At 68.1% G+C, this 19105-nt stretch carries 19 protein-coding genes; 4 read left to right on the forward strand and 15 right to left on the reverse strand.

Annotation, left to right across the window (positions count from 1 at the left end):
* Window positions 1-61 precede the first annotated feature (61 nt).
* The 14 genes from D5301_RS09490 to D5301_RS09555 all read right to left on the reverse strand — a co-directional run bounded on the left by D5301_RS09490 (window position 62) and on the right by D5301_RS09555 (window position 14009).
* The gene (locus D5301_RS09490; RefSeq protein ID WP_049400282.1) at window positions 62-1231 is read right to left on the reverse strand and encodes a substrate-binding domain-containing protein; all 1170 of its coding nucleotides are present in this window, start codon (window positions 1229-1231) and stop codon (window positions 62-64) included.
* A gap of 217 nt (window positions 1232-1448) precedes the next feature.
* Window positions 1449-2648, reverse strand: a complete 1200-nt coding sequence (gene gspF / locus D5301_RS09495; protein ID WP_153855487.1) for a type II secretion system inner membrane protein GspF — start codon at window positions 2646-2648, stop codon at window positions 1449-1451.
* Between the two features lie 7 nt (window positions 2649-2655).
* Window positions 2656-4089 (reverse strand): type II secretion system ATPase GspE, encoded by a 1434-nt coding sequence (gene gspE / locus D5301_RS09500; protein ID WP_324187298.1) that lies wholly within the window; start codon window positions 4087-4089, stop codon window positions 2656-2658.
* Complete coding sequence (gene gspD / locus D5301_RS09505; protein WP_153855488.1) at window positions 4086-6467, reverse strand: type II secretion system secretin GspD; 2382 nt, start codon at window positions 6465-6467, stop codon at window positions 4086-4088. Before gspD ends, gspE begins: the two co-directional genes overlap by 4 nt.
* Window positions 6464-6991 (reverse strand): type II secretion system protein GspM, encoded by a 528-nt coding sequence (gene gspM, locus D5301_RS09510; RefSeq protein ID WP_324187299.1) that lies wholly within the window; start codon window positions 6989-6991, stop codon window positions 6464-6466. Before gspM ends, gspD begins: the two co-directional genes overlap by 4 nt.
* Window positions 6988-8151, reverse strand: a complete 1164-nt coding sequence (gene gspL / locus D5301_RS09515) for a type II secretion system protein GspL (protein WP_153855489.1) — start codon at window positions 8149-8151, stop codon at window positions 6988-6990. The genes gspM and gspL overlap by 4 nt, the downstream gene beginning before the upstream one ends.
* Complete coding sequence (gspK, locus tag D5301_RS09520) at window positions 8148-9053, reverse strand: type II secretion system minor pseudopilin GspK (protein WP_153855490.1); 906 nt, start codon at window positions 9051-9053, stop codon at window positions 8148-8150. The genes gspL and gspK overlap by 4 nt, the downstream gene beginning before the upstream one ends.
* 9 nt (window positions 9054-9062) lie before the next feature.
* Entirely contained in the window at window positions 9063-9500 is a 438-nt protein-coding gene (gene gspG, locus D5301_RS09525; protein ID WP_110712520.1) for a type II secretion system major pseudopilin GspG, read from the reverse strand.
* 57 nt (window positions 9501-9557) lie between these two features.
* Window positions 9558-10118, reverse strand: coding sequence for a hypothetical protein (locus tag D5301_RS09530; protein ID WP_228756369.1), 561 nt, complete (start codon window positions 10116-10118; stop codon window positions 9558-9560).
* Between the two features lie 144 nt (window positions 10119-10262).
* Window positions 10263-10814, reverse strand: coding sequence for a hypothetical protein (locus tag D5301_RS09535; RefSeq protein ID WP_153855492.1), 552 nt, complete (start codon window positions 10812-10814; stop codon window positions 10263-10265).
* 58 nt (window positions 10815-10872) lie between these two features.
* The gene (locus tag D5301_RS09540; protein WP_107433708.1) at window positions 10873-11853 is read right to left on the reverse strand and encodes a DUF4880 domain-containing protein; all 981 of its coding nucleotides are present in this window, start codon (window positions 11851-11853) and stop codon (window positions 10873-10875) included.
* Window positions 11854-11922: 69 nt separating this feature from the next.
* A complete protein-coding gene (locus D5301_RS09545) occupies window positions 11923-12453 on the reverse strand; it encodes a sigma-70 family RNA polymerase sigma factor (RefSeq protein ID WP_032128154.1) in 531 nt (176 codons plus the stop codon).
* Between the two features lie 16 nt (window positions 12454-12469).
* Complete coding sequence (locus D5301_RS09550) at window positions 12470-13150, reverse strand: TonB-dependent receptor (RefSeq protein ID WP_032128127.1); 681 nt, start codon at window positions 13148-13150, stop codon at window positions 12470-12472.
* 394 nt (window positions 13151-13544) lie between these two features.
* Complete coding sequence (locus D5301_RS09555; RefSeq protein WP_005409896.1) at window positions 13545-14009, reverse strand: Lrp/AsnC family transcriptional regulator; 465 nt, start codon at window positions 14007-14009, stop codon at window positions 13545-13547.
* Window positions 14010-14136: 127 nt separating this feature from the next.
* On the opposite strand from D5301_RS09555, the gene D5301_RS09560 reads away from it, so the two are divergent.
* The 4 genes from D5301_RS09560 to D5301_RS09575 all read left to right on the forward strand — a co-directional run bounded on the left by D5301_RS09560 (window position 14137) and on the right by D5301_RS09575 (window position 17363).
* Entirely contained in the window at window positions 14137-14868 is a 732-nt protein-coding gene (locus D5301_RS09560; protein WP_153855493.1) for an AzlC family ABC transporter permease, read from the forward strand.
* Window positions 14865-15179, forward strand: a complete 315-nt coding sequence (locus D5301_RS09565; RefSeq protein WP_005409898.1) for an AzlD family protein — start codon at window positions 14865-14867, stop codon at window positions 15177-15179. Before D5301_RS09560 ends, D5301_RS09565 begins: the two co-directional genes overlap by 4 nt.
* Window positions 15180-15408: 229 nt before the next feature.
* Complete coding sequence (locus D5301_RS09570) at window positions 15409-15837, forward strand: PAS sensor domain-containing protein (protein ID WP_032128130.1); 429 nt, start codon at window positions 15409-15411, stop codon at window positions 15835-15837.
* Complete coding sequence (locus D5301_RS09575) at window positions 15834-17363, forward strand: sulfite reductase flavoprotein subunit alpha (RefSeq protein WP_324187300.1); 1530 nt, start codon at window positions 15834-15836, stop codon at window positions 17361-17363. The genes D5301_RS09570 and D5301_RS09575 overlap by 4 nt, the downstream gene beginning before the upstream one ends.
* An 839-nt stretch (window positions 17364-18202) precedes the next feature.
* On the opposite strand, the gene D5301_RS09580 is transcribed toward D5301_RS09575, so the two are convergent.
* Complete coding sequence (locus D5301_RS09580; RefSeq protein ID WP_110712527.1) at window positions 18203-19009, reverse strand: TOBE domain-containing protein; 807 nt, start codon at window positions 19007-19009, stop codon at window positions 18203-18205.
* Window positions 19010-19105: the final 96 nt, after the last annotated feature.

A 19105-nucleotide genomic window follows, 5' to 3' on the forward strand; every position in this document is an offset into this window, starting at 1 on the left:
GCGACCACAAAAAAAAGGCGCCGACCTCGCGGTCGGCGCCCTGTTCAGCAGGTACGGTGGATCAACGGCCGATACCGGCGCAGGTGCTGGCGTTGCCCAGACCGGTGGCCGGGGTGGCCGAGATCAGGTTGTTGGCAACGGCTTCACGCCAGGTCTGGGTCAGCGGGATGAAACCGTGCGCACGCACGGCAGCATCGTTGTTGCCATCCACGCCCAGGTTGTAGTGCTTTTCCAGGAAGTTGCGCACGGCCTGGCGCTGCGGCAGGGTGCGGTAGCACTGTGCGAACACCAGGTTGGTGTAACCGGCGATCGGGTAGCCGGCGGTCGGGTTGGTGAACACCGGCACCCACTTGGCCGGGTTGGCAATGTCGGCACCGGTCGGCGGGGCGACGGTGTTCAGGGTAGCGGCAACGCTCACTTCATCCGGCGAGAAGCCCTTCACCTTGGCAATCTTGGTCGCATCCTGCAGGTTCGGGATCACGTCCGGGCCGACATAGCCGATGGCGCCGGCAACCTGGTAGACACGGTTGTACAGCGAGGTGCCGCCGGTGGCCGGGGCCGCTTCCAGGAAGGCCGGCAGGTTGTTCTGCGCATCGCGGGTGAACAGATCAGCGAAGGTCGACTTGACCTGGAACTTGCCGCCGACCAGACGGGTGGCGCTCAGGTCTTCGGTGGCGCAGGCGGCGGTCAGGAAGCGGGTCAGCAGCTCGCTGGTGCCGCTGCTTTCGCCGCGGTAGATGACCTTGATGGCGCCGCTGCGGGCGCTGTCCAGCTGCGACCAGTCGTTGATCTTGCCCGAGAACACGCCGCAGATCTTGGCCACGTCCAGGTTCAGATCACCACCGGCCTTGTTGTACGGCACGGTGACCGAGGTGGCGACCGACGGCAGCTGCAGCACCGGGCCGAGCGTGGAGGCCAGCGCCGAGCTGTTGTAGTTGCTGATCTCGGTGCTGCTCAGGACCGAGTCGCTGCCAGCGAAATGGACGTTGCCGGTGCCGTTGGTGATGAACAGGCCGATGGTGTTCTCGAGGAACGCCTTCTTGCCGGTGCCCGAGCCGGTCACGGCGTAGCTGAAGTTGGCCGGCAGGATGCTGTCGGCCTGGCCCTTGTACAGATCGGCCGGCAGCGAGGCGCCACCACCGTTGATGAGGGACTGCTGGGCCGAAGCGGCACCGGCGGTGGCGAGCAGCGCGGTGGCAACCAGCGCGGCCAGGGTCTTGTACTTGTTCATGATCTTCTCCTGAAGGGTTTACTACGAAGGGAAACACCAAGGGAGGAACGGTCACTACACGCCTGCTGCCGCCGAGGGCCTCCCAGCCCACTCTGCGGCGACGTGGCTATGCTGGTCCGCGCCGATGACAGGCCGCTTAAGAAACCTGTGGAAGATCGAAAAAAGGTGTGGAGGATTGTGTGGAGAATCGAAAGCGTGCCGTGATGCGCGTTGCGCATCACTGGACCAATTGATTCATTTCCATGATCGGCATCAACACGGCCAGCACGATCGTGAGCACCACGCCGCCCATCACCAGGATCATGGTCGGTTCCAGCAGCGCGGTCAGCGCCATCGCGCGACGTTCGATCTCGCGCGAGATCGTCTGTGCGGCGCGGTCCAGCAGTGGCGCCAGCGAGCCGGTCTTCTCGCCGCTGGCCACCAGGTGCACCAGGATCGGCGGATACACCTTCTGCACCCTCAGCGCAGCACCCAGCGCCGCACCTTCGCGCACGCGCGCAGACACGTCATCGGCACAGCGCGCCAGCAGCGCATTGCCAAGCGTCTGCCGCGCCGCCTCCAAGGCACGCAGCAGTGGCACACCGGCATCCAGCAGGATCGCCAGCGTCGAGGCAAAGCGCGCACTGTTCACGCCCAGCACGAAGCGCCCGACCATCGGCACCCGCAGCAGCATCGCGTCCCATCGCAGGCGCAGCTCGGGCTTGCGCAGGGCCAACCGCCATGCCACCACCAACGCAGCGATGCCGAGCCCTGCCCACACGCCCCAGCTGCGCACGAACGCGCTGGCGGCCAGCATCACCTGGGTCAGCATCGGCAGCGTCTGCCGCGCCTGCACGAACGCGGTCACCACCTGCGGCACCACGTAGCTGAGCAGGAAGATCACGATCGCCACCGACACCAGGCTGATCGCCGCTGGGTAGATGAAAGCGGTCAGTACTTTGGCCTGCAGCGCGTTGCGTTCTTCGATGTAGTCGGCAAGGCGCTCCATCACCCGTGCCAGGTCGCCGGAGTCTTCACCGGCGCCCACCAGCGCCCGATAGATCGGCGGAAAATCGCGCGGCCGCGCAGCCAGCGCAACGGTCAGGCGCTGGCCGGCACGCACGTCGGCGCGTACGGCGGTGAGTGCCTGGGCCACGTGCGGGCGCTCGGCCTGCTCGATCACCGCGCTCAATGCAGCTTCCAACGGCAGGCTGGCGGCCAGCAGGCTGGCCAGCTGGCGCGTGGCCCAGGCCAGCTCGCTGGCAGACAGCCGGCGGGCGCCCCAGCCACTGCCCGCACCGCGCGCCGCGCTGACCTGCACGGGCGTCAGCCCGCGACCGCGCAGCAGCTGGCGTGCGCCGCGCGGGCTGTCGGCGTCCAGCTGACCCTTCTCGATGCGGCCCTGCGCGTTGGCGGCCTGGTAGTCGAACAGCGCCATGTAAGCCTCAGTCGTCGCCGGTGACGCGCAGGATCTCTTCCAGCGTGGTCACCCCGCTGTCGACCCAGCGCTGGCCGTCCTGGCGCAACGTGCGCATGCCGGCACGTCGTGCCGCCTCGCGCAGCGCAGGTTCCCCCTGCCCTTCGTGGATCAGCGCACGCACGCGGTCGTCGACCACGAACAGTTCGTGGATACCGGTGCGTCCCCGGTAGCCGCTGTTGGCACAGGCCGCGCAGCCCACCGCACGCCACACGATACGGCCCTCGTCGTCCACCTCGGCGCGCCGGCACTGCGTGCACAGCCGCCGCACCAGCCGCTGCGCCAGCACGCCGCGCAGCGACGAGGCCAGAAGGAACGGTTCCACGCCCATGTCGGCCAGGCGGGTCACCGCCGAGATCGCGTCGTTGGTGTGCAGGGAGGCCAGTACGCCATGGCCAGTCAGCGACGACTGCACCGCAATCTGCGCGGTCTCCAGGTCGCGGATCTCACCGATCATGATGGTGTCCGGGTCCTGGCGCAGAATCGCGCGCAGCGCCGTGCCGAAGCTCATGCCGATACGCGCGTTGACCTGAATCTGGCCGATGCCGGCGAAGTCATACTCCACCGGGTCCTCCACGGTGAGGATGTTGCTGGTGCTGCTGTCGAGCTGGCCCAGCGCCGCATACAACGAGGTGGTCTTGCCGCTGCCGGTCGGGCCGGTGACCAGCACGATGCCATGCGGCTGGCGGATCAATCCGGTGAACGTGGCCAGGGTGTCATCGGCCATGCCCAGCCGCTGCAGCTGCAGGCGGCCGGCATCCTTCTCCAGCAGGCGCAGCACAGCACGCTCGCCATGCCCGGTCGGCACCGTGGAGACGCGGATGTCCAACGGACGCCCACCCACCCGGATCGCGATGCGCCCGTCCTGCGGCAGCCGCTTCTCGGCGATGTCCAGGTGGGCCATGATCTTGATGCGCGACACCAGCGCCGCGTGCAGTGCGCGCCGTGGCTGCACCATGTCGCGCAGGGTGCCGTCCACCCGGTAGCGCACCACCGAATGGGTCTCGAACGGCTCGATGTGCAGATCGCTGGCGCCATCGCGTGCGGCCTGTGCCAGCAGCGCGTTGATCATGCGGATCACCGGCGCATCGTCCTGTGCATCCAGCAGATCGGTGACCTCCGGCATGTCCTGCATCAGCCGGTCCAGATCCACTTCACTTTCAGCAGCCCCGACCACGGCAGCGGCATCGCCGCCGTCACGGTACTGCTCACCCAGCCGCTGCTGCCAGGTCGCTGCATCCAGCGCCTGGAACGGCAGCGGGCCATGCCGTCGGCGCAGTTCGGCCACGGCCCACGCCGCGGTTTCGGCGGTGCCCAGCAGCACCGACTCGCCGCCAACTTCGGACAGCATCACGCCATGGCTGCGCACCCAGGCGTACGGCAGTGGCGCGGCGGCGCTCACGGCCCGATCACCAGTTCCGGCGTGTAGCCCAGCCCGCGCAGCTGCTGCAGCGCGGGGTCCAGCGTCGCCGGATCGCGCGGCAATCGCACGCGCAGGCGTTGCCCGCTCTCGCCGGGCGTCGTTTCGGCATAGGCCTGCAGGCCCAGTGCACGCACCTGCGCCACGCCCTGGCTGGCACGCGCCGGGTCCAGCCCCTGCGCGAACTGCACCAGCTGCGCATCGCCGTCACCGGACGGGTACAGCGCCGCCAGGCTGCTGTTCTGCAGCGGCTGGCCCTGGCCATCGCGTGCATTGCCCTGGCCGAGTACAGACAGGTCCTGCGGTGGCAGCTGCGGTGCCGACAGCGTCGGCAAGGCCCAGCTCTGTACCGGCTGCGCGCCGGCCTGCGCGTTGCGCATGTAGTCGTAGCGGTCGCGGGTCAGGCGCTGGCCGGCGGCGGGGTCACGCACCACGTGCGGGCGCAGGAACACCATCAGGTTGGTCTTGGCGCGCTTGCGCGTGTCGCTGCGGAACAAGGCACCCAGCACCGGGATCTTTCCCAGCCCCGGCACCGCATCACGGCCATGGCTGACGCTGTCTTCCAGCAGGCCACCCAGCACCATGATCTGGCCGTCGTCCAGCAGCACGCTGGTATCCAGGGCGCGCTTGTTGGTGATGATGCCGGCCGTGCTGTTCGCGCTCTGCGCGTCGATGCTGCTGACTTCCTGGTAGATGTCCAGCTTCACCGTGCCGCCCTCGGAGATCTGCGGGCGCACCCGCAGCTTCAGGCCCACGTCCTCGCGCACGATGGTCTGGAACGGGTTGTTGCTGCCGCCACCACCGTCGGTCACGTAGCGGCCGCTGACGAACGGCACGGTCTGCCCGACCATGATGCTGGCCGCTTCATTGTCCAGCGTCATCAGGTTCGGCGTGGACAGGATGTTGGCACCGCCCTTGCTCTGCAGCGCGTTGGCCAACGCCTTCATGTTGAGGATCTGGCCGACGCCGGGCAGGTTGATGGTGCCGTCGATCACGCCGATCTTCAGGCCATCCTTGGGCAGCACGTCCAGGGTGGTGCGTGCGGTGGTGTTCAGCCCGCTGCCACCGGTGGTGCCGCCGAAGTGGGTGCCGCCGAAGGTGCGGCCATTGCCCAGCATCCACTGCACGCCCAGTTCGGCCGCGTCGGTCTGGTTGACCTCCACGATCAGGCTTTCCACCAGCACCTGTGCACGACGCTGGTCGAGCTGGTCGATCACCCGCCGCAGGTTGCGGTACACCGGCTCGGGGGCGGAGATCAGCAGCGTGTTGGTGGCCACGTCCGCCTGCACCGAAATGCCATTCTGGCTGAAGCCGGTGCTGCCGGCGTCGATCGGGTCGCGGCGGTTCGGGTCCAGCCGCTGCGATTCCAGCGCATTGCCACCGGTCTTGGACTGCGACGGCTGCGACGGCTGCGCCGGTGTGGCGCGGTTGGCGTCACCCGGCAGTGGCGTGATGCCTTCGTTGCTGCCCATTGCCGGTGCATCGCTCTGCCCGGCCACCACGCCGCGCAGCACGCCGGCGAGCTGATTGGCCTGGGCATTGCGCAGGTAGACCACATGCAGGTTGCCGGACTCGTCCTGCGCGCGGTCCAGCTTCTCCACCAACTGCCGCGCCAGGCGCGTTCGGCCCGGGCTGCTGGAACGCAGCAGCACGCTGTTGCTGCGGGGGTCGGCCATCACCACCACCTTCTGGCTGGGCTCGGCGCCCTGGGCATCCAGCAGCGGCGCGACCATCGCAGCCACGTCCACCGCGATGCCCTGCTGCAGCTTCACCACGTCGGTGTCCATGCCGGCCGGTGTATCGACACTGGCGATCACCCGCGCAATGCGCTCCAGATTGTCGGCATAGTCGGTGATCACCAGGGTGTTGTTGCCCGGATTGGCGGTGATCGGGTTGTCCGGGCTGATCATCGGCCGCAGCACCGCCACCAGCGCGGCCGCGTTCTCGTAGCGCAGCGCGAAGGTGCGCGTGGCGACCTCACCGCCCGCACCGCCGGTGCCGACGCGCCCGCCCAACAGCTTGGCGTCGGCCTGCGGCACCACCCGGCTGACGCCGCCGTTCTCGACCACCGCAAAGCCACGCATGCGCAGCGCGCCCAGCAGCAACTGGTAGGCCTGGGTACGGCTGACCGGACCATCGGAAACCACGGTCATCTTGCCGGTCACCCGCGGGTCGACCAGGAACTGGCGGCCGGTGAACCGTGCTGCCATGCGCAGCACGCCACCGATATCGGTATCCACCAGGTTCAGCTGCACCGGCTCATCGGGGGCGTCCTGCGCCTGTGCCGGTGCAACAACGTGAGCGGCGCCCACGATCAGGGCCAGTACAGTACTGCAGGCAAGGCTGCGCATCGCCCTCATGAATGGCCACCCGCAGTGAGTGCCATCACGATGTTTCCGGATATCCGTGCCGCCGGCATGTTCGCATCCCCTGTGCGTGTCAGTTGCAGCTGCTGCAGTTCGATGGCCGGATCGGCCAGCACGGGCAGCAGCCAGTTCCACAGTGCGTCAGCAGGTACGGCCTGCACCTGCAGGTGCCAACGCCCGTCGCGTGCTTCGACATGCAGTCCATCGGCGAGGCCGGCGGACTTGATTCCATTACGCAGCGCGGCCAGCGTCGGGCGCTGCCCCTGCACCTGCTGCTGGCGTTCGCGTGCACGCAGCAGCGGCGCCAGTGCGCGCGCCTGCGCCTGCAGCCGCGGCAGCTCAGCCTGCCAGTGCGCACGCTGTTTCAGCAGCGGCTCCAGCCAGAATGACCACAGCCCGGCTGCCAGCAGCGCCAGCACCATCACCCACAGCATCCAGCGATCGCGCGACGGCAGGTGCTGCCAGCGTCGCTGCAGACCGGCCACACCCTCGCCCAGGCGCACGGCTCTGGCGGTCACTGTCCGCCCCCGCTCACGCGCAGGCGTCCACCGGCCTCGCGCGCCAGCTGCAGGCCCTGCGCCTGCGCCGCCTGCTGCCACTGTTCCAGCCGCTGTGCGTCATCGGCTACCGCCTGCGCATCGGCGTCCAGCTCCAGTTCCAACTGGCCGGGTTGATAGTGCAGGCCGCGCACCTGGCCGCCCAACTCCGGAATCGCCTGCAGCATCGTTGCGACCTGCCGCTGCACCGGTGGCAACGGCGGCGCCGGCAACGGCACGGCCAGCGCGCGCCGCGCCTGCAGCACCGGGTCCACCACATCGGTGATCTCCGGAAAGTGCGAGCTGAACTGCCGCGCCACGTCCTGCTGCAACGCCTCACCCTCGCTGCGCCAGCGCGAGACCTGCAGCTGCAGCCCAAGCGCAGCCAGCAACACCGCCGCTAATGCGAGGCCGATCGCCACGCGGGGTGCCTGCCTGCTGCGACCCGGCAGTGGCAACGACCACGCTGGCACGGGTCCGCATGCCTGCCGTTCATGCGCGACCACGGTGGCCGGCAGGTTCTCCGGCCACGCCGACGGCACGCTGTCGATCCACTGCACGGCCTGCACGCCGGCCTGCTGCAGACGCACGGCCAGAGCCTGCATCACGGCACCCGCGTCACGTCCGCCATACCATTGGACGAACCCACGATCGCGCCCGCTGCGCACCAGCAGGTGCTCGCCGCTGACCTGCAGCGTGGCCTGTGCGTCCTGCCACGGCAGCAGCAGCGGCGTCGGATACAGCGCCTGCAGCTGCAGTGCGCACGAGGCCAGCAGCTGCTGCGCCTGCAGGACTGCCTGCTGGCCGAGCCAGGCCACCGGAACCGTGCCGTCAGCCGCCTGCGCACCGTGGGCCAGCGCCACCTCCTGCAGGTCATCCAGCAGCATCGCCTCCACCTCGCCCTGCAGCGCCGACTGCAGGCGCCGCCCGGACAACGGCGGCAGCTGAAGTTCCAGCAGGATCAGGTCATGCGGATCGAGGCAGGCGCGCACCGTCGCCTGCGGATGACGCAGACCCAGCGCGGCCAGCGTGTCGCGGCCGTGTGCCACTACCTCGCCCTTGTGCAGCTGAACCCACTCCACCGTACTGTCGGCGCGCAGGCACTCCAGCGCCGGCAGGCGCACCCGAAGCTGCATGTTCATGCGCCGATCCTCGTCCACACGCGCTGCACGCGCGCTCCATCGTCGCGGTACTCGCGCCAGATCAGGGCCCGGAAGTCGACCGCATTGCCATCGGCCTGTACCTGGCCGACGGCAAGGAACCACTCGCTATGAATGCCAAGCGGCACCACGGCCATCTGCGCGTTGCTCAGTTGCAGTCGATTGGCGATATCGCCGCGGTTGAGCAGCCAATGGCCACCGTCGCGCTCACCGAGCAGCGCCTGCAGGCGCCCCGGCTCCACGCCGGGAGTGACCGCCTGTAACACGCTGATGTCACTGGTGTTGGCATTGACCAGGGTCTGGGCCGGCAGCACCACGGTGCGCCGTGCCAGTGCCTGCACCGCCACTGGGTCGGCGCCCGCCAGGGCCTGCTCGATCAGCGATTCACGCGGCAACGGCGCCTGCGCCTGCAGGTCGCCATCACGCAGCCTCGCCTGGATGTGATCGGCAGCAGATGCACAGGCACCCTGCCCCAAGCCCTGCCCGGCACACAGCGCGATGAACGCGCGCCGTGCCTCCGGGTCCGGCTTGCCATAGGCCAGCAGGGTGCGCAGGTTGAACATGGACTGTGCATCGACCAGCTGCAGCTGCACCGGCAGCGGCGCCTGCAGCGTCAGTGGACGCGCCCAACGGCCGCTGCGCACCGTGGTCAACTGCTCCTTTACATCGTCACGCAGCTGCTGCGCCGCGCGCTCCAGGGTGGCATCGACCGCCATGCGCACCTGCGCACGCAGCTGGTCGCCACGCAGCGCACGCAGCTGTGCCGACTGCCGGGTCAGCAGTGCAGTGGCAATCACCGCCACCAATGCCACCACCAGCAGGGCGACGATCACCGCCATGCCGCGCTGGCGGGTGCACGGGACCGAACGCGTCCGGGCTGTCATCTGCACGCCTCACAGCTGCCAGGAGCCGATGTCCGCGTTCCCGGCGTCGCCACCGGGCTTGCTGTCCGCACCCAGCGAGAACACATCGATGTCGCCATGGGTTCCGGGAATCTGGTACTGGTACGGATGGCCCCATGGGTCATTCGGCAGGCGATCCAGATACGGTGTCACCGGCATCGCACCGCCGCCCTGCGGCGGCTTCACCAGCGCCTGCAGGCCCTGTTCGGCGCTGGGATAGCGCCCGTTGTCCAGCTTGAACAACTTCAATGCCTGCATCAGCGCCGCGATGTCCTGGCGCGCCGCCACCACGCGCGCCTGGTCGGGACGGTCCATCAACCGCGGCACGATCAATGCCGCGAGAATGCCGATGATCACCACCACCACCATGATCTCGATCAGGCTGAAGCCCTGCTGCCGAGCCCTGCGACCACCCACCTGCCTTGCCATTGTTCCGCCCTCGTCATCCTGGAAGAGACCGCTGCGCCATGGTCAGCGGTGCATGTGTCAGTACGATAAACATCCGCCTGCTATTCGCTGCGCGTGTGCCTGTGCAGGCGCAGCACGTACCGCAGGTACACATGCAGACTCGAACAAGTGCTGCGGCACGCTGGCCAGCGCATCGTCGATGCAGCCGCGCAGCAACGGGTGCGCGCAGGCCTGCAGCAGGCGCACGCACTGCATCGGCGACCACGCGGTGCCATGGTCGAGGCCGATGAACATCCGGTAGGCCTGGTGGTAGCGCAGATCGTCGTACACGCGCTGCGCACTGTTGAGATCACGCACGACCACCAGCAACGCCGCACGTTGCAGCTGCCGCACATCGCCCGCGTCAAGCGGCAGCGCGTTCATGGCCGCTTCGGGCCAGGGCCGCAGCTGCAGATCGAGGGCGCGCCGCAACGCGGCCAGCGGATGCGCGCTGCTGTCCAGTGCCGCCCAGCGCGCCGCATCGGCCCAGGCATCACTGGACAGCACCCAGACCCACGAGTGCCCATAGCGCTGCACGTTCACAGGCGTGTGCCGAGCCTGCTCCAGCGACTGGCTCAGGTGGCGATCCAGTTCCAGCATGCTGATCCTGCGACTATCTGCCATCGGCGCCGCCCGTGCTCCACGACGCGTGGTGCGTCGTACTCTGGAGAAGACGTCAGCAAGGCAGGTGAAGCGACAACGCGAATGCGTCTCTGTGCGCTGCGTGGCGCTTCATCAGCAACGTCATCGCAGCGTCATCTGCCTGCAGGCTTCGCGCTCCAGTCGCGGCGCTTCGCCCCCGCAACGGCGCGCCAGTATCGCCACATCGCTGCGTGCGGCGAACGTTGTCAGCGCATTGGACATATCCACGTCATCACACCATGACGCCATCGCAACACGCAGCGCCGGCAGCTGCCAGCCATCCATCACGCCATGGGTGCCGGCCACGAACCAGTGCCAAAGACGATGGTGCTGTACCTGTTCGTGCAGTTGCACGAGATCGTCGATGCCGTGCATGCCCATCAGCAGCAGCACGCGCGCCATCGCCGCAGGCGGCAGCGTGCCGGCCTCAGCGAGGGGCAGCACCTGCTGCTGCAGCCGCAACAGCATCGCCAACGGGTGGGACTGCGGATCGAACTCCAGCAGAACGGCCTGTTGCTGCCATTGCGCATCGGATACCACGCACACCCACGGCGATCCATAGCGATGCACCATCAAGGGCCGTCGCTGCGTGGTTTCCAGCAACGCCGACAGATTGCGGCGCAGATCCAGCACACCGATGGTCTCGTTGCGCATCCTTGGCGTCTCCTTGCTTGCAACAGCCCTGCGCGGCGCGCACGGCCAGCGTCTTCATCTAACCAAGGACGGCAATGCCACCCGGAAAGCGACGCAGATCCAGCGACATCGTCAGTCGCAGCTGCTCCAGCGCCGCGTCCGGATCATCGATGCGGAAACGGCCGCTGACCGGGGCCCGCGCCAATGCCGATTCGCCCAGCAGCACCTTGCCCCGGCGGTAGCGGTTGATTTCATCCACCACCTCGCGCAATGGAGCGCGGCGGAACACCAGCATGCCCTCGGTCCAGGCGCTCACTTCCGAGGCCAGGGCTTCGGCCACCACGCCACTGAGGCGCTCGTCGTACTGGGTCTGCTGGCCCGCCTGCAGCTGCAGGCGGCCCTGCGGGTGCTCGATGCGGGCGCTGCCCTGCAGGCAGGTTACCCGTACCTGGCCGTGGGTGTTGCGGACGTCCAGGCGCACCGCACCTTCATCGGCAATCACGCAGCCCGGCCCCGCGAACAGGGCAAGGCGCAGGCCTGCCTGGGTTTCGATCGCGGCCTGGCCCTGCACCAGCTCGAAGCCTTCGCCCTGCGTATCCGAACGACGGCGCAGGCTGCTCTGCGTATCCAGTTCGATCTTCAGCTGCGGCAAGGGCGCGATCTGCAGCCGTTCACCGGTGCCGGTGTGGAAATCGGCCGCCATCGCCGTCACCGAGGGCCACAGCCCCAGCGGCGGGCGGATCGCCGCCACCACCACCAGACTGGCCGGTGCGGCAATCGCGGCGCCCAGGAAGGCGCGCCGGCTCCAGCGCTGGGCCGGCGTCGGCGCGACCGGCTGGCGCGCAGCAGCGGGCAGCTGTTCGCCGGCCAGGCGTACCTGCTCCCATTGCCGGCGCGCACGGCCGAATGCTTCGCGATGACGCGGATCAGCCTCGCACCACTCACGGAACCTGCGCCCATCGGCGGCGGTGGCCTCGCCCGAGGTCAGCCGCACCACCCACGCGTGGGCCTGACGCTCGACGGCATCCAGCGGGCGTTGCGGGCGATCGTCAGGATCCATGGGGGCTCATGCCGGACCCGCACGCTGCGGGGTTCTGCTCGGCGTCAAAGTGTAGACGGATGCCGCCGCTCAGAACCGCACCTGGCGCCCCTGCCCGCTGCGCTCGGCCAGGTAATCCTGGGCCGCCTTCAACTCACGCTGCACCAGCCGCAATGACACGCCCAGCTGGTCGGCGACGTCGCGCTGCTGCAGGCCATCGACGCGGATCGCCAGCAGGATGCGGCGTCGGCGCTCGGGCATGCGCTGCAGCAGGCCGACCATGTCTTCCAGCGCGAAATCCAGTTCGGCCGCCTGCGCCGGGCCCGGTGCCGGGTCGGCCATCTCCATCAGCGTATCCACCTCTTCCAGGCTCAGCAGGCGGTGGTCGGCACGCTGGCGGTCGATCACCGTGTTCATCGCCATGCGCAACAGGTAGGCCGCGGGGTTCTGCACGGCATCCAGGCGGTCACGGCGCGCACTCAGGCGCATCCAGGTGTCCTGCAGCGCATCGCCGGCCAGCTCCTCCGAGCCCAGCTTGCGCACCAGCCGGCGCTTCAGCTCGTCGTAGGCCCCCAGAAGGTGGTCCATCAGGTCAACTGCCCCAGCCGTACCGTTGCTCATGTTCGAATCCTTGAAGTCATGGAAGGGGCGCGCGCCGGCCACAGTCGTGGTCGGCGCCGGAAGGACGGATCTGCAGGGTCACCGGCTGCGGCAGCGCAGCGGCATCGCGCGCCAGCACCAGGCCCTGCAGCGCCTGAAGCAGGCGCGCATCGCGGCGGGCACTGCCACTGCCGGACAGCAGCTCGGGCTGCTGCACCTGGCCCTCGCCGTCGACGTGGAAGCGCAGCGTTGCGGCATAGCGGCCGGGCGCGATCTCGGGGTCGTCACAGAACGCCGCACGCAGGCGCTGCTGCAGCCCGCCATAGCGGCGCCGACGCTCGGCATCCGGGAGCTCGGCGCCAATACCGGGTTCGGCTGCCGCGGGCGTGCCCCGCCGCAGCACCACGCGCTGCTCGCCGATCACCTCGGCCTCGATACCGGAATCCTGCAGCAGCATCTGCAAGGCAGGCAGCGGCGCAAGGCTGGCGCGCAGCGCATGGCTGCTACGGCCCGCGGCAAGATCGCCCGGGTACATCACCGACCACCCGCTGATGACGCTGAAGCGCTCGACCGCCTGCTCCAGCGGCTGCGCGGGGATGTCGTAGGCATGAACACCGTCCTGCGCCACAGCGGCAAAGGACAGCAGCAGCCATGCGGCGATGGCCACCTTCCAAGTTCTGACCGCATGGTGTCCATTCAGCCCCCTGACGTAGAACACATGACCCTCGGCAGCGACAGCAGCTGCAGTGGACGCGCGCCACGACCGGAACCCCGGCCCGCGCGCGACCAGCAAGCGGGCTCAAACCGTACCGGGGGCACATGTCATTGCGATGACCGCCGCCCACGGCCGACCGTCGGGCCAGCCTTCCTGGAGCCAGTCACGGATCAGGCATCAATGAATCGAACAGACATGTTCATCTGCTCCCGGGGTCAGAGCCCGTTGCGCAGCAACGGGATCCGACCCCTTGCCGGCCAAAACGTGTCGACCAAGGTCGACACCCACCAAGAGCGGCTAATGCACGCTGTTGCTTCGGCTGTTGCTCCTGACGTTGCCGGCCAGCGGCCGGCACTACCGCGGGTGCCAGGTGCAACCCGGCCGGAACCCCCATCCCTCAAAGCGGCAACTGGGTGGTCTGCTTGATCCGCTGCATCGGAATCTCGGTCTTGGTGTTCTGCACCCCGGCGATCCGGTTCAGGTGCTGCATCTGGAACTGCCGGTAGGCATCAAGGTCTGCCACCGCCACCCGCAGCAGGAAATCGCAGTCGCCCGCCATCAGATGGCATTCAAGCACTTCCGGGAAAGACTTGATGCTGTTGATGAAGTGGTTGGTGGTGTCCTCGTCCTGCCCGCGCAGCCACACCCGCACGAACACAGTGAAGCCACGCCCCACCTTGGCCTCGTTCAGCAGGGCAACGTAGCGGTCGATGTAGCCGCCTTCCTCCAGCAGCCGCACCCGCCGCAGGCAGGCCGAGGGCGAAAGGCCCACCTGCCGGGCCAGCTCCAGGTTCTGCAGGCGACCGTCACGCTGCAGGGCATCGAGAATGCGGCGATCGAGGTTGTCGAGCTGATACTGCATGGGATTTCACCTTTGGCGACCCTGGCCGCATGGAATCTCAATATTCCCGAATCGAATGGCATCAACGCAACCCGATTTCGCGATCAGGCCGCTAGCATGGGCCACCCCCACCTCGTTGTGCCGTTCCATGGACGCCCGTACCACCCTCCCCCTGCCCGATACCTGCGATACCGCCCCGCGCGCCGAATTCCTGCGCGGCCTGCGCGCCGCCATACCGGTGATGATCGGCTTCATTCCCTTCGCCCTGGTGCTCGGCGCCCAGGCCGCCCAGAAGGGCCTGAGCGCGCTGGAAGTGCCGCTGATGACCGGCCTCAACTTCGCCGGCGGCTCGGAATTCGCCGCCGTCGAACTGTGGACCTCGCCGCCGCATATCGCGCTGATCGTGGCGATCACCGCGCTGGTCAACAGCCGTCACCTACTGATGGGTGCCAGCCTGGCCCCGCTGCTGCAGCACCTGCCGCGCCGCCGCGTGCTGCCGGCGCTGTTCTTCATGTGCGACGAAAGCTGGGCAATGGGCGTGGCCGATGCGCGCCGCCGTGCGCTCGGCTTCAGCCTGGCCTATTACCTGGGTGTGTCGGCAGGCCTGTACACGGTCTGGGTGGCCTGCACCGCGCTGGGCGCGATCGTTGGGCCGATGCTGGGCGACATCCACGCCTACGGCTTCGACATGGCCTTCCCCGCCGTGTTCCTGGTGCTGCTGCGCGGCATGTGGCAGGGCATGAAGGCCGCGCGCCCGTGGCTGGTCAGCCTGGTGGTGGCCGCTGCCACCTACCTGCTGGTGCCGGGTGCGTGGTACGTGGCCAGCGGCGCACTGGCGGGCCTGGCCGCGGCCTGGCTGCTGGCGGAGGACGCGGCATGATCTTCAACGGATTGATCCACTGGACCTCGGTGCTGACCATCGTGCTGATGGCCGCCGCCACCTACCTGACCCGCATCGTCGGCTTCCTCGCACTGCGCAACCGCACACTGAGCAAGCGCGCGGTAACGGTGATGGAAGCCGCGCCGGGCTGCGTGCTGATCTCGGTGATCGCGCCCGACTTCGTCGCCGACAAGCCCGCCGACCTCGCCGCGCTGGCGATCACCCTGCTGGCTGCCACGCGGCTGTCGATGCTGCCGACGGTGCTGATCGGCGTGGTCTCGGCGGGTGTACTGCGCTATCTGATGGGCTGACGCGCTCGCCGTTCCTGTAGCAGCCGAGCCCATGCTCGGCTGCTGGCATTCCCGCTTGCCGCGTGAGCCGAGCATGGGCTCGTCTCTGCAGAGATTCTCCCTGCGACACCCGGTCGCAGCCGATCCAGCCACCCACTTGATCAATGTCAAACCGCCCGCCGCCGTGCGGGCGTATTTCTATGCAGGACCCGAACACGCCGGCGTTACCGGCATCCACAAGGACCCTGCGATGAGCTACACCCCCGACAACGCCCAGCTGCTGAATGCCATGCAGAACGTCATGGTGATCTCCACCACCGACCTGCAGGGCAACATCACCTACGCCAACGACCTGTTCTGCACGCTCACCGGCTTCGCCCGCGAGGAGCTGATCGGCCAGCCGCACAGCATCGTGCGTCATCCGGACGTGCCCAAGGCCGTCTACAAGGACATGTGGGACACCATCAAGGCCGGCAAGACCTGGACCGGCATCGTGCCCAACCTCGGCAAGGGCGGCGTGCTCTACGTGGTGGACACCACCGTGCAGCCGCTGTTCGATGCCGAGGGCAACATCACCTCGTACATCAGCATCCGCCGCGTGGTGAACGACCTGATGCAGAACTACGACCTGGTCGAGTTCAGCAAGGAAAAGTTCGACGACTTCTACGAGGCCGCGTGAACGCCCTCCCGACCAGTACGCCCTTCAGCCGCCTGCTGGTGGGTTTCGCGTCCGAGTCGGGCAATGCCCGCGCCCTGGCCCAGCGCCTGGGCGCGGACCTGCAGCCGCACGCGCCGCAGGTGCTCCCGTTCAACGATATCGACGTGGCCAGCCTCGGCCACGGCGATGTGCTGCTGGCGATCTCCAGTTCCTTCGGTGACGGCGAACCGCCAGCCAACGGCGAGCAGTTCTTCGAAACGCTGCGCCAGACCCCGACACTGAGTGGCCTGCGCTATGCGGTGTTCGGCCTCGGTGACACCGGCTACCCCAGCTTCTGTGGCTTCACCAAGGCGCTGGATGCCGCGCTGAGCGAGCGCCAGGCGCAGCCGCTGCTGCACCGCGTGGATGCCGACCTGGGCTACGAGCAGTTCTTCCAGCAATGGCAGCCAGTGCTGGGCCAGGTGCTGGACGGCGACGTGAACGCGGGCCAGGACCTGCACCTGCAGGTCACCGCCTATGGCGAAGACAACGCCTTTGCCGCCCCCATTCTGGAACGCCGCCGCTTGAACAGCAGCGACCCGGCCGCCTGGCACCTGCAGCTGGACATTGCCGGCAGTGGCATGGCGTACCGCGCGGGCGACACCCTGCATGTAGTACCCGAGAACGACCCTGCCCTGCTGCAGGCATTGGCCACCTGGTATGGCGACACTGCCGCCGTGACCGCCTTGCATGACCGCGAGCTGCGCCTGCTGAGCAAGGGCGTGCTGCGCGAACTGGCCAGGCTCGGCGGCAGCGAGGTGCTGAAGGGCCTGCTGAAGGTCAGCCAGAAACGCGAGCTGGAAGCCTACCTGCACGGGCTGGACCTGCTGGACGTGCTGCAGGACCACGCTACCCCGGACAGCGTGCCGCTGGCCCGCCTGCACGAGCTGCTGTCACCGCGCCTGCCGCGCGCCTATTCGATTGCCTCGCACCCCTGCAACGACCAGCTGAGCCTGTGCGTGCGCGAAGTACGCTACACCCTGCGCGGCCGCGAGCGCGTTGGCACAGCCACCGGCAGCCTGCTGCACGGTGGCGACCATGCCCGTGTGTACTGCCGCTCCAACCCCGGCTTCCATCTGCCCGATACCGGCGAAGCCCCCCTGTTGCTGGTCGGCACCGGCACCGGCATCGCACCGTTGATGGGGCTGATGCAGGAGCTGCAGGCCAGCGCCTGTGCGCGCGAAGTGCACCTGGTGTTCGGCGAGAAGCACAGCCAGCACGATTACCTGTACCGCGAACAGCTGCAGGACTGGCACACGCGAGGCGTGCTGGCCGGCCTGCATACTGCATTCTCGCGCGACGGCGTCGAAAAGGTCTATGTGCAGCATGTGCTGCAGCAGCGCGGCGATGACGTGCGCGATGTACTGGCCCGCGGTGGGCATCTGTACCTGTGCGGCAACAAGAGCCATCTGGAAGGCGCGGTGCGCGAGGCCATCGATGCCATCGGTGGCGAAGGGCGCTGGGACGCGCTGCGGGGCGAAGGCCGCACCCATTGCGAGTTGTATTGATCCATTCCACTGGATTGCACGAACGCTCGACTGGTAGAGCCGGCCGCTGGCCGGCTGCGCTTCGCACCATGAAGCTGCCGGCCAGCGGCCGGCACTACCAGACCGCTCTACATCGGCACGCCCACGATCACGCTCGACGCCTTGAACAGCGCTGCGGTACTGGCGCGGGTGATCACCGTCGGTGGCCAGGGGCACTGGGACACGCTACGAGGTGAAGGCCGCACGCACTGCGAGTTGTATTGATCCATCACCACTGGACCACACGAACCCTTGATCGGTAGAGCCGGCCGCTGGCCGGCTGCGCTTCGCACCATGAAGCTGCCGGCCAGCGGCCGGCACTACCAGACCGCTCTACATCGGCACGCCCACGATCACGCTCGACGCCTTGAACAGCGCTGCGGTACTGGCGCGGGTGATCACCGTCGGTGGCCAGGGGCACTGGGACACGCTACGAGGTGAAGGCCGCACGCACTGCGAGTTGTATTGATCCATCACCACTGGACCACACGAACCCTTGATCGGTAGAGCCGGCCGCTGGCCGGCTGCGCTTCGCACCATGAAGCTGCCGGCCAGCGGCCGGCACTACCAGACCGCTCTACATCGGCACGCCCACGATCACGCTCGACGCCTTGAACAGCGCTGCGGTACTGGCGCGGGTGATCACCGTCGGTGGCCAGGGGCACTGGGACACGCTACGAGGTGAAGGCCGCACGCACTGCGAGTTGTATTGATCCATCACCACTGGACCACACGAACCCTTGATCGGTAGAGCCGGCCGCTGGCCGGCTGCGCTTCGCACCATGAAGCTGCCGGCCAGCGGCCGGCACTACCAGACCGCTCTACATCGGCACGCCCACGATCACGCTCGACGCCTTGAACAGTACTGTTGCCGTGCTGCCTTCGCGCAGTTCCAGCGCTGCGGTACTGGCACGGGTGATCACCGCCACCACGCTGCAGCCATGGCCGATGTCCACCACCACCTCGTCATTCACCGCGCCCTCGGTGATCCGCTCCACCGTGCCGGTGAACTGATTGCGCGCCGAGTAGCGCGCGCCCTCGCCCTGCGCCACGATCACCGACGAGGCTTTCACCAGCGCATAGGCCGGCACGCCCACCGCCAGCCCCAGCGATTCCACGCTGCCATGGGTGATGGTGGCCACCAGCGCCAGGCCCGGTGCCACTTCGATCTGCACTTCATCATTCACCGCGCCGGTGGCCAGCGCGCTGACCCGGCCGTGGAACTGGTTGCGTGCACTGGTGATCATGCCGATTCTCCGGATCAGGGCCAGATCCTCGTCCAGCCCGGGGGTGGCCTGCAGCGACTGCAGGAACGTACGGTGCGCGCGCTCGACCTCCTCGAACCGCGCGATCAGCTTGTGGCCGCGCTCGGTCAGTCGCGCACCGCCACCACCACGGCCGCCCACACTGCGCGCGACCAAGGGTTCGCCGGCCGCGGTGTTCATCGCGTCCACCGCGTCCCAGGCGTTCTTGTAGGTCATGCCCATGCGCTTGGCGGCCTGGCTGATCGAGCCACACGCATCGATCAGGCCCAGCAGCGCGAAGCGTCCGCGCCCACCCACGCTCTGCCCGGCAATGCTCAGCCACAGGTTGCCCTGCAGCTCCAACGGCGGCTCGGCCTCACTCATCGTGCTTCGATCCCTGCGTTCGCGCGAGCGGCCAGTGTACGGCGTGACCGCCCTGCACCGTGCTTGATATCGATCAAGGTGGCCGTGCCGGCCAGC

Origin of the sequence: Stenotrophomonas sp. MH181796, assembly GCF_009659995.1 — a bacterium.
Classification (GTDB): Bacteria; Pseudomonadota; Gammaproteobacteria; order Xanthomonadales; family Xanthomonadaceae; genus Stenotrophomonas; species Stenotrophomonas riyadhensis.

Bases quoted from the DNA above. Each gene is read 5' to 3' on its own strand.
- D5301_RS09490 (WP_049400282.1), bottom strand. From the start codon at position 1,231: ATGAACAAGTACAAGACCCTGGCCGCGCTGGTTGCCACCGCGCTGCTC.
- gspF (WP_153855487.1), bottom strand. From the start codon at position 2,648: ATGGCGCTGTTCGACTACCAGGCCGCCAACGCGCAGGGCCGCATCGAG.
- gspD (WP_153855488.1), bottom strand. From the start codon at position 6,467: ATGAGGGCGATGCGCAGCCTTGCCTGCAGTACTGTACTGGCCCTGATC.
- gspL (WP_153855489.1), bottom strand. From the start codon at position 8,151: ATGAACATGCAGCTTCGGGTGCGCCTGCCGGCGCTGGAGTGCCTGCGC.
- gspK (WP_153855490.1), bottom strand. From the start codon at position 9,053: ATGACAGCCCGGACGCGTTCGGTCCCGTGCACCCGCCAGCGCGGCATG.
- gspG (WP_110712520.1), bottom strand. From the start codon at position 9,500: ATGGCAAGGCAGGTGGGTGGTCGCAGGGCTCGGCAGCAGGGCTTCAGC.
- D5301_RS09530 (WP_228756369.1), bottom strand. From the start codon at position 10,118: ATGCTGGAACTGGATCGCCACCTGAGCCAGTCGCTGGAGCAGGCTCGG.
- D5301_RS09535 (WP_153855492.1), bottom strand. From the start codon at position 10,814: ATGCGCAACGAGACCATCGGTGTGCTGGATCTGCGCCGCAATCTGTCG.
- D5301_RS09540 (WP_107433708.1), bottom strand. From the start codon at position 11,853: ATGGATCCTGACGATCGCCCGCAACGCCCGCTGGATGCCGTCGAGCGT.
- D5301_RS09545 (WP_032128154.1), bottom strand. From the start codon at position 12,453: ATGAGCAACGGTACGGCTGGGGCAGTTGACCTGATGGACCACCTTCTG.
- D5301_RS09555 (WP_005409896.1), bottom strand. From the start codon at position 14,009: ATGCAGTATCAGCTCGACAACCTCGATCGCCGCATTCTCGATGCCCTG.
- D5301_RS09560 (WP_153855493.1), top strand. From the start codon at position 14,137: ATGGACGCCCGTACCACCCTCCCCCTGCCCGATACCTGCGATACCGCC.
- D5301_RS09565 (WP_005409898.1), top strand. From the start codon at position 14,865: ATGATCTTCAACGGATTGATCCACTGGACCTCGGTGCTGACCATCGTG.
- D5301_RS09570 (WP_032128130.1), top strand. From the start codon at position 15,409: ATGAGCTACACCCCCGACAACGCCCAGCTGCTGAATGCCATGCAGAAC.
- D5301_RS09580 (WP_110712527.1), bottom strand. From the start codon at position 19,009: ATGAGTGAGGCCGAGCCGCCGTTGGAGCTGCAGGGCAACCTGTGGCTG.